General features: G+C 71.9%; 7 protein-coding genes and 2 pseudogenes. 4 read left to right on the forward strand and 5 right to left on the reverse strand.

All coding sequences use genetic code 11. The features are described from left to right. Positions 1-5: 5 nt before the first annotated feature. Together GAS53_RS30505 and GAS53_RS30510 are read right to left on the reverse strand one after the other, a co-directional pair. Positions 6-446 (reverse strand): roadblock/LC7 domain-containing protein, encoded by a 441-nt coding sequence (locus tag GAS53_RS30505; protein WP_151480957.1) that lies wholly within the window; start codon positions 444-446, stop codon positions 6-8. Then, a complete protein-coding gene (locus GAS53_RS30510) occupies positions 443-3,445 on the reverse strand; it encodes a nitrate- and nitrite sensing domain-containing protein (protein ID WP_151480958.1) in 3,003 nt (1,000 codons plus the stop codon). Before GAS53_RS30510 ends, GAS53_RS30505 begins: the two co-directional genes overlap by 4 nt. Before the next feature lie 421 nt (positions 3,446-3,866). Between GAS53_RS30510 and GAS53_RS30515 the strand changes: the two genes are divergently transcribed. From GAS53_RS30515 to GAS53_RS30530, 4 genes and pseudogenes are all read left to right on the forward strand, one after another. Continuing rightward, entirely contained in the window at positions 3,867-4,472 is a 606-nt protein-coding gene (locus GAS53_RS30515; protein WP_151480959.1) for a hypothetical protein, read from the forward strand. Between the two features lie 34 nt (positions 4,473-4,506). After that, a pseudogene (locus GAS53_RS30520) lies at positions 4,507-5,015 on the forward strand (SRPBCC family protein); the annotation flags it as partial. After that, positions 5,008-6,474, forward strand: coding sequence for an aldehyde dehydrogenase family protein (locus GAS53_RS30525; protein WP_151480960.1), 1,467 nt, complete (start codon positions 5,008-5,010; stop codon positions 6,472-6,474). The pseudogene GAS53_RS30520 and the gene GAS53_RS30525, both read left to right, overlap by 8 nt. A 190-nt stretch (positions 6,475-6,664) precedes the next feature. Then, positions 6,665-7,628, forward strand: a pseudogene (locus tag GAS53_RS30530) (amino acid permease); the annotation flags it as partial. Positions 7,629-7,777: 149 nt separating this feature from the next. On the opposite strand, the gene GAS53_RS30535 reads toward GAS53_RS30530, so the two are convergent. The 3 genes from GAS53_RS30535 to GAS53_RS30545 form a co-directional block, all read right to left on the reverse strand. After that, entirely contained in the window at positions 7,778-12,616 is a 4,839-nt protein-coding gene (locus GAS53_RS30535) for a coiled-coil domain-containing protein (RefSeq protein ID WP_151480961.1), read from the reverse strand. 82 nt (positions 12,617-12,698) lie between these two features. After that, positions 12,699-13,577: a hypothetical protein gene (locus GAS53_RS30540; RefSeq protein WP_151480962.1), complete on the reverse strand. Its 879-nt coding sequence runs from the start codon at positions 13,575-13,577 to the stop codon at positions 12,699-12,701. A gap of 136 nt (positions 13,578-13,713) precedes the next feature. Continuing rightward, complete coding sequence (locus GAS53_RS30545; protein ID WP_151480963.1) at positions 13,714-15,240, reverse strand: hypothetical protein; 1,527 nt, start codon at positions 15,238-15,240, stop codon at positions 13,714-13,716. Positions 15,241-15,340: the final 100 nt, after the last annotated feature.

A 15,340-nucleotide genomic window follows, 5' to 3' on the forward strand; every position in this document is an offset into this window, starting at 1 on the left:
TCCCACTACCCGCCCGAGGGCAGTTCGGTGCGCGGAGCGGCGGCCAGATGTGCGCCGACCCTTTTCACCAGCAGGGTCATCTCGTACGCGACCTGCCCGACGTCCGAGTCGGCGTCCGAGAGGACGGCGAGAGCGCTGCCGTCGCCCGCGGCCGTGACGAACAGGAAAGCCTCATCCAGTTCGACGACCGTCTGCCGGACGTTGCCCGCCTCGAAGTGACGGCCGACGCCCTTGGCGAGGCTGTGGAATCCGGAGGCGACTGCCGCCAGATGCTCGCTGTCCTCCCTCGTCAGGTCACTGGAGACCCCCGTGGGAAGACCGTCCCCGGAGAGCACGAGTGCCTTGCGGATGCTGGCGACGCGCTCCACCAGGTCGTCGAGCAGCCAGTTGAGTTCCCCCGTCGCCGTGCTGGCCGTGGTGTGACCGGTGGCCTTCGGTGCGGTCATCGACCGTCCCCCTTAGTCGTTCCTGGTGCTGGGCCGCTCTGGGCCTCGTCGCCCGCGGCGTTCTCGTCGCGGCCGCGCTGCCAGCCGCGCTGGAGCGAGGCCATGCGGTTGCGTACTTCGTCGGCGTCGCGCTCCGTGGGATCCGTCGGGCGGGCCGTGTCGCGCTCGGTGCGCCGGTCGGGGCCGTCCTTCAGCTGCGGAGCCAGATTGGCCTGCCGTACGCGGCGGGGCAGCGGGCCGGTGCCGCCGCCCGCGGCCGGGGTGCCCGGGCGGGTTCCGCCGCCTCCGGCCGGGATACCGGGACGGGTACCGCTCGGCTCGATGCCGCGCCGCGCCGCGCGCTGGGGAAGGGCCGGGGCTGCGCCGTCCCGACGGCCTTCCGTGGCCTCCGGTCCGCGCGCGAGTGCCTCGCCCGGCTCGGAGCCACGGCCTGAAGAACCGGCGCGCTCGGCGCCATGGCCCAGGGCCGGACGACGCTCCGTGCCACCGTCGGCCGAGTCGGTACCCGCGGGCCAGTCGTCGGCGGGGCCACGGCGGGCGCCGGGCGCGTCACCGGCCTCTCGGCGCGCCGGCCCTCGCCTGGCGCCCCTGGACCGCTTCGGCAGTTCCTCGAGCATGCCGGGCCGCTCGGGCGAGTCCTGGGCCTGGGGCAGTCCCGCCGCCTCGTCGGCGTCCGCACGGTCCGTCGCCTCGTCGCGGCGCGCCTTGGTCTGGGTCACGGGGCGCCCGTGGGAGCTGACGAGCTTCGGGGTCCGACGGCGTGGAAGCGGCACGGGCGCACCGGACCTGTCGTCGCCGTCGGGGGACGAGGGCTCGTGTTCCTGCTGCTGGTCGTCCGGCACCCCGGCGATGGAGCGGCGCGGGCGGAAGATGCCGCCGCGTTCGCTGTCCTCGTCGTCGAGGCCGCCCGGGAAGTCGTCGAGGGCGTCCAGGTCGACGGGTGCCTCCAGTTCGACCGGCCCGTCCAGGATCGAGGCCGACAGGCCGGGCAGCGTGACCGGCACCTGGGACAGCGCCTTGCGGCCCTCGTCGTCTTCCTTTGAGTTCGTCGAGTTCTTCGAGGGGAGCGCCCGGTCGAGCCGGAACCCCGTGCCGTTCGTGTCGGGCACGTCGTCCGAGAGGAGCGCGTCGGGGATGAAGACCACGGCGGTGGTGCCGCCGTACGGGGACGGCTGCAGGGAGACGCGTACGTTCTGCCGCTGGGCGAGCCGGCTGACGACGAAGAGACCGAGCCGGTCGGTGTCGGAGAGCTCGAACTCCGGGGTCTCGGCGAGTCGCAGGTTCGCGTCGAGGAGCGCTTCCGCGGCCATACCGAGGCCGCGGTCGTGGATCTCCAGTGTGAAGCCGTTGGCGACGCGCTCGCCGAGTACCTGCACGGCCGTGTGCGGCGGCGAGAACACCGTGGCGTTCTCCAGGAGTTCGGCCACGAGGTGGGTGAGGTCGGCGACGGCGGACCCGGTGACGGCCATCCGCGGCAGCCGCCGCACCTCGATGCGCTCGTAGTCCTCGACCTCGGCGACGGCGGCGCGTACGACGTCCATCAGCTGGACGGGTTTGCGCCACTGCCGGGACGGGGCCGCGCCGGAGAGGATCACCAGGCCCTCGGCGTGCCGGCGCATGCGGGTGGTCAGGTGGTCGAGGCGGAACAGGTCGGCGAGTTCGTCGGTGTCCTCGGTCCTGCGCTCCATGGTGTCGAGCAGGGTGAGCTGCTTGTGCAGCAGGACCTGGCTGCGGCGGGCGAGGTTCACGAAGACCTCGGAGACGCCGCTGCGCAGCTCGGACTGCTTGACGGCGGCCTCGACGGCCGACCGCTGGAGGATGTTGAGGGCCTGGCTGACTTCGCCGATCTCGTTCTTCTCGTACTCCAGGCGCGGGACTTCGGTCTCCACGTCGACCTGTTCGCCCGCGGAGAGGCGGCGCATCACGCTGGGCAGCCGGACCCCGGCCGTCTCGTGGGCCTCCTGGCGGAGCCGGCGCAGGTCGCGGATGAGGCTGCGGCCGATGCGTACGGACATGAAGAGCGAGACCAGCAGCGCGGCCAGGCCGAGCACGCCGGCGATGGCGGCCTTGACGATGACGCCGACCGCGATGGGGCGGACGCGGTCCTGGAACCGGTCGCTCGCCTGTGTGTTGAGCTTGTCGAGCCCGTCGAGGACCTGGTCCGCGACGCCGTCCCAGCTCTTCGCGGTGACTCCGCCGGGTGCCCCTGGGGCGGAGGCGATGACGGACTGCTCGGCCACGCGCAGCGGCGCGGTGACGGCGTTCTTCCAGTACCGGTCGAAGCGTGCGCGCTCGGCGGAGGGCAGCAGCGGCAGGCTGGTGTCGTACAGAAGCGTGCGCTGGGCGACGAGGTCGGAGACCTCACGGCCCTCCTCACGGGTGACTCGGCCGACGACGAGGGCGGAGCCGAGCAGGGCGTCCTCGCGGGCGAGCAGCTCACGGGCGCGCGACATGTTGACCAGGGCACGGCTCTGCTTGTCCACGTCCACGTTGTCGAGGACCTGGAGGTTGGCCATGAGGGTGTAACAGGGGTCCACCAGGCGGTTGTAGTGGTCGAGGGTCTGGGCTCGGGTGACCGTGCCGTCCTCGACGCTCCGGCGCAGCGGACCGACGCCGTCGAAGGCGTCCAGGACCGCGGTGAGGCGCTCGGCGGTGTCCGGCCCCATCTCGTCCCGCACGTCGCTGTTCTTGGCGTTCTTGCGGATCTTCGCGACGACCTCGTCCGTGGCGGTCCGGGTGCGCCGCAGGTCGGCGAGGGCGTCGGAGGCTCGGGGGTCGGCGAGGTAGACGAGGGTCTGGCGGCGCTCGTCCTGCAGGACGCTGACGACGTCCTCGGTGGGGTAGCCGATCTTCTGGACGATGAACGTCGTGTCGAACAGCTGATTGACCTCACGGCCCGTCAGGACGGTGGCGAAGCCCCAGATAGCGGTCAGGGAAACCAGCGGCACGAGGAGCAGCGCCACGATCTTCCGGCGGATGGACTTCCCGCGAAAGCGCATGGCCTCCCCCAGCTCGGCCCCCACCGGTCGGGGGCACACATGTGCGTCAACAAACGGCGTGAGCCTACTACCGACACACCGGTATCTCGAAGGCCTGTCCGGACCGACTCGGTCCGCGGTGGGAACAAGACATCCGCAGTTGTCCGTTCATTGCGGGAGATTGTCTCCCCGAATCCGAGACGGGGCAGCGGGCGCCATCCGGTCCGCATAGTGGATCAGTTGGCCGGAATTTTTCGGTCGCTGGGAATCTTCGGCTTACGTCGATCGTCTGTCTGTATGGAAGTTGGAGGCGGAATCGGCAGCAGGTGCCGCATGCCGCGCCCAGGGGGCGTAAAACAGCGCAAGCCGGGCAGCCAATGGGGAGCCGGGGTCTCAGGACACCGGAGCGAGCGGCTGTCGGGCGGTGGGGAGTGACGAGTTGATGGGCACGGCGGAGCGGCATGGGGCAGCCGGGACGGGCGTCGCGGTAATCGCGGAGGCACAGCGGGGTCCACAGGCACCGGATCACGACATTCCGGCCGAGAGTCCGGCGATGGAGGTCGAGACCGAGGCAGACACCAAGGCCGAGACGGACTCCAAAACCGAGAGGGACACCGAGGCCGAGGCGTACACCGAGGCCGAAGAGCAGGAGTACTACCGGCCGTTGTGGATCGAGGAGCCTGAGGGCAGGCGCCGGCTGCCCGATCCCGTGCGCGCGTCCGCAGTGCGGGCCGTCATCATCATCGCCATCACCCTGATCCAGGCGATGGTCGCCTTCCTGTGCACGCTGGCCGGTTCCTGGCTCGCGTTCCCCATGGTGCTGAGCAGCGTGGCGAGCACGGTGGTGGCCACCTGGGGCGCACTGGACGTGTGGGTGACCCGGCAGGTGTGGAACCAGCGGAACGGCGTGGTGTCGGTGCCGAGCAGCACCGCCCGGGCCCTGCGGCGCGAGCGGCGGAGGGCCCGGCGCCACGAGCGGGCGACGGAGCGGGCCAAGGAGCGGATACGCCGACAGGGCGGCGGCGCAGGGCAGTTGTCCCACTCCTAGGAGGCGGCTCCCGGTCGGGCCAGAGCGCTGCCTTTGCACGACGATCCACCCCGAACTCACCGACGTACTCACGGAGTTCGCGGAGGGCTACACCGCCCAGCACCACGTGGGCCACGGCGCCGCGTTCGGCGAGGCGGGCAAGGGCTTCACGGTCGACGGCAGCGAGGGCTGCGGGAAACTACCCGCGGTCGCCGAGGAGCAAGACCGTCGTTACTATGCGATAACGGTCAAACCCACCGTGTTCATCAATCACGTCCCCGACCATGTCATCCTGCACCGCATGTTCCCCCTCGCCGAAGACCTGACGATCGTCGAGTGCGACTGGCTCTACGCACCCGAGGTCGTCGAGTCGGGCGCCGATGTGTCGAAGTCCGTGGAACTCTTCCACCGGGTCACCGCCCAGGACTTCAAGGCCTGCGAACGTACGCAGCCGACGATGGCGTCCCGCGCCGACCGGCGAGGCAGGGTGCTGGTGCCCACCGAGCACCACATCGGGATTTCCACGAGTGGCTCATAGGCATGCTGGGAGGCATGGATGGCTGATCTCTATATCGGCGGTACGTGGACGAGCGCGCGGGAGAAGAGAACCCGCGAGATCCGTTGCCCGGCCGACGGTTCGCTCGTCGCCGTCGTGGACGAGGCGGGCGGACAGGACACGGCCGACGCGTCCGCGGCCGCGCGCCGTGCCTTCGACGAGGGCCCCTGGCCGCGGACGCCCGCGAACGAGCGCGGCGATCTGCTCCTGCGGGTCGCCGACCTCCTCGTACGCGACAAGGACGTACTCGCCCGTGAGGAGTCCCTCGACACCGGCAAACGCCTGGTGGAGAGCGAGTACGACATCGACGACATCGAGAACTGCTTCCGCTACTTCGGCCGGCTCGTCGCGAGCGAGACCGGCCGGGTCGTGGACACGGGCACGGAGGGCGTCGACAGCCGGGTCGTGTACGAACCGGTCGGTGTCTGTGCGCTGATCACGCCTTGGAACTATCCGCTGCTCCAGACGGCGTGGAAGGTCGCCCCGGCGCTCGCCGCGGGCAACACCTTCGTCCTCAAGCCGAGCGAGCTGACCCCGCACACCGCGATCCATCTGATGCGGCTCCTGGAGGAGGCCGGGCTGCCCGCGGGTGTGGGCAATCTGATCCTCGGCGCCGGGCCCGAGGCCGGCGCGCCTCTGAGCGACCATCCGGACGTGGACCTCGTCTCCTTCACCGGCGGTCTGCAGACCGGCCGCAGGCTCATGGCCGCGGCGGCCGGGACGGTGAAGAAGGTCGCCCTCGAACTGGGCGGCAAGAACCCGAACATCGTCTTCGCCGACGCCGACTTCGAGACCGCCGTCGACATGGCGTTGACGGCCGTCTTCCTGCATTCCGGGCAGGTCTGCTCAGCCGGGGCCCGGCTCCTGGTCGAGGATTCACTGCACGACCGGTTCGTCGACGAGGTCGTCCGCAGGGCCCAACTGATCAGGCTGGGCGGGCCGTTCGACGAGCGGGCGCAGACCGGTCCGCTGATCTCGGCGGCGCACCGGGCGAAGGTCGAGGCGTACGTCGCCAAGGGCCGTGCGGAGGGCGCGGTCCTGCGCTGCGGCGGGGAGCGGCCCGCCGATCCTCCGCACCCGGAGGGCTTCTACTACCCGCCGACCGTCCTCGACGAGTGCTCCGCCGGGATGTCCGTCGTCCAGGAGGAATCCTTCGGCCCGGTGCTGACCGTGGAGCGGTTCACGGACGAGGCGGAGGCGGTGCGGCTGGCCAACGACACGATCTACGGTCTGGCCGGCGGGATCTTCACCTCCGACGAGGCCAAGGCCAACCGTGTGGCGTCCGCGCTGCGCATCGGCACCGTGTGGATCAACGACTTCCACCCGTACGTCCCGCAGGCCGAGTGGGGCGGTTACAAGCAGTCCGGGTTCGGGCGGGAGCTCGGTCCTGCCGGTCTCGCCGAGTACCGCGAGACCAAGCACATCTGGCGCACGACCAACCCGAGTCCACAGGGCTGGTTCGCCTGATCCATCGCAGGATCCACCGCACTTCACCGTGAGATCCTGCGCTCTTCACCGCAAGATCCGGCACTCGTCGCCGTAAGATCCGGGACCCGCTGACCAGCGTACGATCCGGCGTCCGCCGATCAGCCCGATGATCCAGCACCCGCTCACCAACGACCCCGCACGAGCCGCACTCCCCTCCCGCCAGGGACAACTCACCCGTGGGCCCCAGGTCGTGCTGGAGACGAACGGCACGGGCACGGGCCAGCCCGCCGGTTACCTCAGCGCCTTCCTGATCGCCTCGCTCGCGTCCGCGTACGTGATGTACGGATTCGACACGGCCTCGTCGCTCGGCGAGGAGTGTCTCGACCCGTCACGCAACGCGCCGCGCGCCATCATCCGCGCCATCGTCGCGTCGTTCCTCCTCGGCGGACTCATCCTGCTGCTCGCGCTGATGAGCGTGTCCAGCCTGAAGGGTGAGCAGCTGTCCACGGACGGCCTGCAGTACGTCGTCCTCGACGTGCTCGGTCAGGACGCGGGCAAGGCGATGCTGTGGTGTGTGCTGATCGCGGTCACGGTGTGCGCCCTGGCGGTGCACACGGCGGCGATCCGGCTGGCCTTCGCGATGGCCCGCGACAACAACCTGCCCGCCTCGTCCAAACTGGCCAAGGTCAACCCGCGCTTCCAGACCCCGGTACTGCCGACCGTGATCATCGGCATCCTGGCGCTGGCGATCCTGGTGGTCAACATCCGCCAGCCGCAGATCTTCACGGTGGTCACCAGTATCGGCATCATCATGATCTACATCGCGTATCTGATGGTCACCGGGCCCATGCTGGTGGTCAGGCTGCGCGGCAAGTGGCGGCCCGCGGGCGACGGCAAGTTCTCGCTCGGCCGCTGGGGCCTGCTCGTCAACATCGTCGCCGTGGCGTGGGGCACGGCCATGACGATCAACCTGATCTGGCCGCGCCGCGGTCTACAACGCGGCCGCCCCGTACCACTGGTATCTGCGCTGGGGTGCCGTCCTCTTCGTCGGCATCGTGATGGCCGGCGGCTTCGCCTACTACTGGTTCGTGCAGCGGCACCGGACCGGGGTGCTGGCCGAGCACCAGCTCCAGACCTCGGCGGACGCGTCCGTACCGCCCACCTCGCCCACGGCCGCTCCGGCGGCCGACTGAGCCCTGACCCGAAGGCTCGAGAACCCAAGAACCAAAGGACCTAAGTACTCAAGGAACCACGAACTCAAGGACTCTATGGGTCGCTGCGGGTTGGCTGTAGCTGATCGCGCCCCGCGGCGGAGCCGCATATCGACACAGCCCCGCGCCCCTTAGGGGGCGCTGGTTGCCGGCCGCTTGTACATGCGAGTGGCTGTGATCTCGCTGTGCACCGACTCTCCCTCGCCGGCCGGGGTCTGCTGCGGCAGTCCCGGCCGGAGGTGTTCCTCCACGCTGATGTACTTCAGGCCGGCCCGGAGGTCGGCGTCGTTGCGGAGGCGGATGACGAGCGGGAACTCGGCGAGCGCGGTCGTGTCGAACAGGCCGGTGGTGTAGAGGAGTTGGACGCCAAGGGCGTCCGAGACGGCCCGTTGCAGCTCCAGCAGATACGTCGCGTTGGCGCGCCCGATGGGGTTGTCCAGGAACAGCGTGCCGGCGTGCCGGTGCTTGTCGCGGCCCCGGTCGTTGGAGCGCAGGGCCGCCATCGTGCAGTACAGCGCGATCGCGGCGGTGAGCAGCTGGCCGCCGGAGAACACGTCACCCATCTGTCCGACGGGGACGCGCTCGGCACGCAGTACGGCGTCCGGCTTGAGGATCTCGACGGCGACGCCCTTCGGCTGAAGTGCTGCGCTGACCCCTCGGAGCAGCAGGGACATACCGTCCCGGCGCAGGTCGGAGTTCTTCTTGACGGCCGCCCGGGTCGCCTCGTCGACGACCTCGCCGAGCCGTTCGGCGAGCGTGGCCTGGTCGGGCTCCTCGAAGCGGATGCGCAGGAACTCCTGCCCGGACCACTCGCCGAGCCCTTCCGGGAGACGGGACAGCCGCTGGGCCGACCTGAGCGTGGCGAGCGCGGACTCCACGAGCCCGCGCAGCCGGTCCACGATCGAGTCCCGGTTGCGCTCCAGCTGCTCCAACTCGTCGGTGAGGACCCGGAGTCGGGGCGCGAAGGCGTCCGCCCACTTCTGTGCGTGCTCGGGCAGCGTGGACGCGGGGAGCTCACGGATCTGCTGACGCGCGGGGGTGCGCACCTGCTCGTACCGCGTGGAGTTGGCGTGCCGTACGAGGATGTCGCTGGCCTCGCGCACGGCCGCCTCGGCGGCGGACAGGTCGGCCGCGCAGCCGCGCAGGGAACGGCGGGCCTCGGCGGCCGACTGCCGGGCCTCTTCGAGGGTGCCGGGGTAGGGCTCGGGCTCCTCCTGCTCCTCGTCCGAGTGCTCCCTGAGGAGGTCCCGGAGCAGGGCGGCCGTCTCGTCGAAGCCGCCGGCCGCGTCCTCGGCGGAGCGGTGGGCGTCCAGCAGCTCGGCGTGGGCTTCGCGCGCCTGACTCAACGCCTCGGTGCGGGAGGCGAGTTCGGCCGTGGCGGTGCGCAGCAGGCTCCGCGCGTGCTCGGCGTCGCGCGGTACCAGGTCCTCGGGCAGCTCGGTGTGCGCCTCGCCGTCCTCGGGCGCGTGCCGCTCGGCCTCGCCGCGCAGCCGTCCGAGCTGCTCGCTCGCGGTCGATGCCCGGCTTTCGAGGAGCTGGACCAGCTCCTCGGCGCGCGCGGCGGCGGCTTGCCGGGACGGCCCGTCGGAGCCGTCGGTGGACTCCAGGAGCTGCGCGGCGCGCGTGCGCACCTTGTTGCTCAGCCGGTCCAGTTCCGCGAGCGCCGCGCTCTCGTCGCTCTCGGCCCGGGCCTGCTCAGCCCGCAGGTCGGCGCCGACGCCGACCTTCTCGTACAGCTGGGAGGCGGCGCGATAGGCCTCGCGGAGGGCGGGCAGCGACGACTTCGCGGCGGCCGGATCGGCCTCCGGTACGTCGTCGGGGGCGCCCGCGATCTCCGCGCGCTCGGCGCGCAGCGCACGGGCCGTGCGGCGGGCGTCGTCGGCGGCGCGCTGGGCGCCGCGCCGGTCCTCGTCGGCGGCGCGGGCGCGCTCCAGGCAGGACTGGGCGCGGGCCTCCGACTCGGCTGCCTCATCGGCGAGTTCACGCAGTTTGACCTGCCAGCCGGCGCGCTCGCGCAGCCGGAAGGCGAGTCCGGCGAGCGCGTCAGCGGCGCGCCGGGCCCGCTGCGCGGCCTCCTGCCGCTCGTCCCGTACGAGGGCCGCCTCGGCCGCCGCCTCGTCGGCCTCGGCCCGGACCGTACGCGCCTCGGCGAGCTCGGTCTCGGTCTCCTCAGCGAACGCGCGCGCGTCCCGGGCCGCCGTGGCGAGCTCGGCGAGCCGCCCCGCCGGGCAGCCTGTGCGCCAGGAGGCGAGCCGTGCGGCCAGCTCGCGGTCCTTGGCGAGCCGCGCCGCCAACTCCCGGATCTCCTCGTCCCGTTCGCCCGCACGTGTCCGCAGCGCCTGCCGCTCCTCGTCGGCGGCGTGCTCGTCGTGCATGGCCGGGTTCGGCGGTACGAGGAAGACGCCTCCGTCGTCGGCATCCGGAGCCGGGGTCGGGGCGAGCAGCGCGGCGGCCGTGCCGACGGCCACGGCGGACCGCGGGAGCAGCGCGGCGTCGACGAGGGCTTCCCGTGCGCGCGCGTGCGTGTCCGGATCCGTGATGATCACGCCGTCGACCAGCTCGGGCCGCGCGGCCAGCACGCGCGCGTGGTCGACGGGGTCGACGGCCTGCGCGAGGTAACGCCAGCCGGGGAGTGCGGGGATGCCGTGCTCGCCCAGGTACTCCACGGTGGCCAGCACATCGGGTCCGGGCGGCAGCAACCCGCCGTCTCCGAGCGCGCCGAGGATCCGGGCGTCGTCGGCCGCGGCGGTCCGCAGCTCGAAGAGCTGCCGCTCGGCGGCGGCGACTCCGTCGTCGAGCAGCTGCCGGAGCTCGTCGGCGTAGGGGTCCAACTCCTCGGCGGACAACGGCACTTCGCCGTCGGACCAGGGGTCGGCGGCCGGGCCGCCGTGCCCTCGGCGGGCGCCTGCCGCGTCACTGCCGCGCATACCGGGCGCGGGCTCGGTATCGCCGCCGGAGTGGGCTCCCGAGCCGCGGCCCGCCGCGTGCCCCTGCCCGGCTCCGGCCGCTCCCCCGTGTCCCGCGTCGCCGCCCGCACTCGCGGCGCCCTCGCCGGAAGCCATCCCGGCGCCCTGTCGCTGCTGCGGCAAACCCGAGCGCCCGGAGCCCCCCGAACCGCCGGAGGCCCCCGGCAGACTCAGCAGCTCGGCCAGCCGCTCCTCCCCCGCCAGAGCCTCCGCGGTGCGCCGCTCAGCGTCGTACGCACGCTCGGCCGCCGTCGCGGCATCGGCCGCACGGGCCGCCGTGAGCTCGGCGCGGGACTCGTTGGACGCCGCCTCGCGGGCGTGCTCCGTGGTGCGGCGGGACGCCTCGCGCGCGGTGTCCCACGCGGCTACGGCGGTCTTCTCGGCATCGCTGGCGGCGAGCGCGGCACGGGCCGGGTCGGCGTCCGGAGCCGTGTCGTCGAGCCATCCGGCGCGCACCGCCTCGGCGGTCTCCTGCTCGACCTCACTGAGGCGCTGACGCAGATGGCCGACCTCGCTGCGGGCACGCTGCGCCTCGGTGGCCGCGGCGGTCGAGTCCTGGTAGGCCGCCTGGCTCACCTCCTGGAGCGCGGCGGACCGCTCCTCCTCCTCGTTGGCGACGGTCTCGGCCCCTTCGGCGGCGCCGTGCAGGGCGCGTACGAGGTCGACGGCGGCCTTGGCACGCGCGGCGAGCGCGGGCGCGGCGTCCCGCTCGGCCTCGCGGATCGCGGCGGACACGCGCGCGGAGCGGTCGGCGGCGGCACGGTGGCGCAGCACGAGCTCGGCTGCCTGCCACGCGGAGTGCAGCGTACGCGCGTCGGCGAGTTCCCGCTTCTGGGCGGCCGCGCTCTTCTCGGCTCCGGCGAGCGCCAACGAGGCGTGCCGGTAAGCGAGTTCGGCCGCGATCAGTGCGCTGCGCTGCCGGGAGCTCTCGGCCTCGGTGACCCGGTGCGCGGCGGCGGTGACCTGCTGGGCGAGGTCGCCGGTGCGGCCACGCTCCTGCACGGCGCGCGCGGAGAGCCGCCGGGCCAGCGTGCGCGTACGCCGCTCGGCGCCCGCGTGGATGTCACGCGCGCGTGCCCTCGCCCCGGCGGCCTCCACGATCCGCCCGAGCAGGTCCACGGATCCGGCGGTGAACTCCCGCTCGGCGATCAGCTCGGCCCGCCGCCCGAGCTTGTTGCCGAACCCGCCCACCAGGTCGGCGAGCCCGTCGGTGTCCCTGGTGTCGGTGACCGCGCGCAGCAGCAGATCGGTGAAGTCGGAGTCCTTCTTGACCGCGAAGAGACCGGCGGCCTCGCCCTCGTCCGCGTTCATCTCCCGCTGGTAGCGGAAGAGTTCGGGGTCGAGGCCCAGGTCACCGAGGTGCTCGTTCCAGCGGTCGTGGATCTCCTCCCAGTGCACTTCGAGGTGCGGGTACGCCTTGCCCGCCTCGGTGATCGCGTCCCGGAAGCCCTTCATGGTGCGCCGCCGCCCCTGCGCTCCGGAGACACCCTCCACGGACGGTCGCACCGCGGTGGCCTCGGCGACCGGCAGGTTGTCCAGGCTGAGCCCGGGTCCGGGCCGGAAGGAGTACCAGGCCTCGGCGAACTTCCGCGGGTCGTTGGAGACCTGCCGCCCCCGCCACTCGCTGACCTTGCCGACCACGACGCACTCACCGGTCAGCGTGTGCTGCCACTCCAAGGCCACGTGCCCGCAGTCGTCCGCGAGCAGGAACTTCCGCAGTACACCGGAGCTGGCACCGCCCAGCGTGTTCCGGTGGCCCGGCAGCATCACCGAGAAGATCAGCTTGAGCAGGACCGACTTGCCGCCGCCGTTCTCCAGGAAGAGCACGCCGGCGGGCGCGGGGCGGCGCGGCGGTCCGACGGGCTCCTCCTCGAAGAACTCCGCCTGTGTGGGCGCGGGGTCGGGCACGGGCTCGCCCACATCCCGCAGGTCCAGCACGGTGTCGGCATAGCGCGCACCGGCCGGCCCGATGGAGTAGAGGCGGACCCGGGACAGCTCGTACATGGCGGCGGACTCTCGTAGTCGTAAAGGAAGTTGAGGCGGTCAGTCGGTCAGTGGATCGGCCGGTCGGCGGATCGGCCGTCGGTCACGAGTGGAAGGGCAGCCCGGCGTCGGCGGCAAGCTCCAGATCGTCGGTGTCCTCGGCGGGCAGCAGGCTCGCCGTGCCGTCGGTGACCGGCACGATGCCCAGCTCCAGCAGCTCGGCCATCGCGGCGCTGCCCGCCATGTCCCGCACCTGGAGCTGATAGCGGGCGGTCGTCCGGTACGTCCCTCCGGCGTCGTCCCCGGTGCGCTGCAGGAACCCGGAGTCTGTGAGGAACGCGACGGCCTTCCCGACGATGCCGGTGGTCGAACCGGCGAGTCTTCGCGCGTCCTTGGTGGCCCCGGCGGCACTGCGCCGCGCCCAGATCCGCCAGGCGGCCTCAAGACCCGGGGCGTCCGTCGCCGGGTCGGTGTTCTCGCCCTGCACCTCGGCCCGCTCCTCGAGACGCCGGCAGGCCTGTCGTACGAACGCGTCGACGCCGTTGACCGATACCCGCCCGATGTATCCGTCGTCCGCGAGATCCTCGGGCCGCGGAAATGCCATGGCGGCGACAGCGAGATGCGCGAGCCCGTGCAGAAAGCGGTCCCCCGAATCGGCGGACGCCCGCCGCGCGTAATCCCCCATACGCACGGCGAACACCGAGTCCTCGGCAGCGGTCACCGCCATCCCGGCCCGCGAGGACACCTCCAGCACGATGAGCCCGAGCCCGGCGGCCACGGCGTCGGCAAGCCGCGCGAAGGGCGGGTCCTCGCGGTACCGGCGCAGCAACTCGGCGTACTCCTGGTCCCGCGCGGGCTGAAGCTTGGGCTGCAGCCCGAAAGCGACAAGCCGAGCAGCATCGGCAGCGTCGGCGGGTGTGACGGCGGCACTCACCGGCACGGTGGCGGGCTCCGGCTCACTCCACTCGACGTGCTCGGTCACAGCCAGGGCTCCTTGTTCAGAGGTACGGGGACGAAGGCGCCCCCATAAGGGGCGCGGGGCTGTGTCGATATGCGGCTCCGCCGCGGGGCGCGACCAGCCACAGCCGACCCGCAGCCGAACAACAGCCTGTGGGACATCACGCCGCCTCCGTTCGGCCGGCAGCCATCCCGACCGCATCCAGCAGAGCCATCCCCACGATGAGGTCGGCCCCGCCGAACTCCGGATCGTCCAACTCGGTCCCGTCATCCACGGCGAACAGCAACTTCTCCTCGCCCTGCCGATAGGCGGTCCCGACCGGCGGACTGGCCGCGTGAACCGCCAACAGGGCCACCAGATAAGGCAGTTCGGGATCCTGCCGACGCGCGTCGGCAAGCAGTCCGGACAGCCGCCGCGGCGCGTCGGACGGCAGGTCGAGCAACTCCATGGCCCGGCCGAGCTGCTCCTCGCTGAACCGACTGTCGTCAGGCGTGGCGATCAGATCGGGCTCAGGCATCTCCGCCCCGAGATGTTCCCGCTCCATCGGCGGCGTCAGCAGTATGTCGACAAGATCCCCGACCCGGACGGACACGGGCGTCCGCAACCCGGTCCCGCGGGCGAAGAACGCATCCGTCACCCGCAACGCCTGCTCCACGGGCAGCGGCAGCACGGGCGCCACAAGATGCCCGTACAGGTCGATCCCCGACGTCGTCATGGGCGTGGCGAAGGCCTGCCGGTCCTGCTCCGCCCGGAACAGCGGCCCGGCCTCCAGCAGCCGGGACTGCAGCTGCGTATGCCGCCGGATGCAGTCCTTGACGATGTCGACGAGCTCTGCGGCCCGCCGCTTCTGCTCGGGATCCTCCGACTCGTCACGCGCCTTGCGGATGTTCGTGAGGATCGCGTTCTCGTGCCGATACCGGTCGGCCACATGATCAAGGGCCTCCGCGATCATGTCGGGCACGGCCTGCAGCCAGTCCACCGCCCGTACGTTGCGCCGGGTCGCGTCCAGGGCCCTGCGGAGCGTCTCCGAGTACTGCACGGTCCGGTAGCGGGCCTGCTCGGCGGCGAGCTGCGCGTCCGCGAGGCGGCCGCGGCTGATCAGCACCTCCAGCTTGACCTCGGCGGCGATCTGGGCGCTGGTGACGTCGGTGTCGAGGGCGCCTACGAGGACGTTGACCGCCTCGTCCGTCGTACGGAGATACACGCTCCCCCCGTAGCCGGGCACCTCCTCGATCAGCTTGAAGTCGTAGTCCCGGCGCACGTAGGAACCGTCGGGCGCGAACGTGCCGTATACGGCCCGGAAGCCTCGGTCGACGCTGCCGACGTTGATCAGGTTCTCCAGGACCCAGCGGGCGACGCGCTCGTGCTCGGCGACCGGCCGCCGCGGGGCCTGGGCGGCGATGCGCGGGATGAGCCTGGCCACTATCTGGTCGTGGTCGGCGCCCGTGTCGAAGTCCATGTTCAGTGTGACGAGGTCGATGGCGGCGAGGGCCACCTCCGCCATCCCGTACACCGAGTACTCACCGGCGAGGTTCGCCTTGCGTACGTCCAGGTCGTGCAGCGGCGCGGTGCAGGCGAGCGCGCGCAGCCGCCGCGCCAGTCCCTCGTCGGCGGCCGGGCCCGGTGCGGGGCGCGGCCCCGCGCTGAGCTGGGGCGGAACACTGTCCGTCGATGCAGGCGAAGTCACGATGCACAGACTAGGTCCTCGGTCTGACAACGACCCAAACAGCGCGAAGCGCTCCGCTGGGATCGCCGGGGTACTGCGGGTTGTCTGTTGCCTGCGGGTT

The sequence above is a fragment of the Streptomyces albicerus genome (assembly GCF_008905045.1).
Taxonomy (GTDB): Bacteria; Actinomycetota; Actinomycetes; order Streptomycetales; family Streptomycetaceae; genus Streptomyces; species Streptomyces albicerus.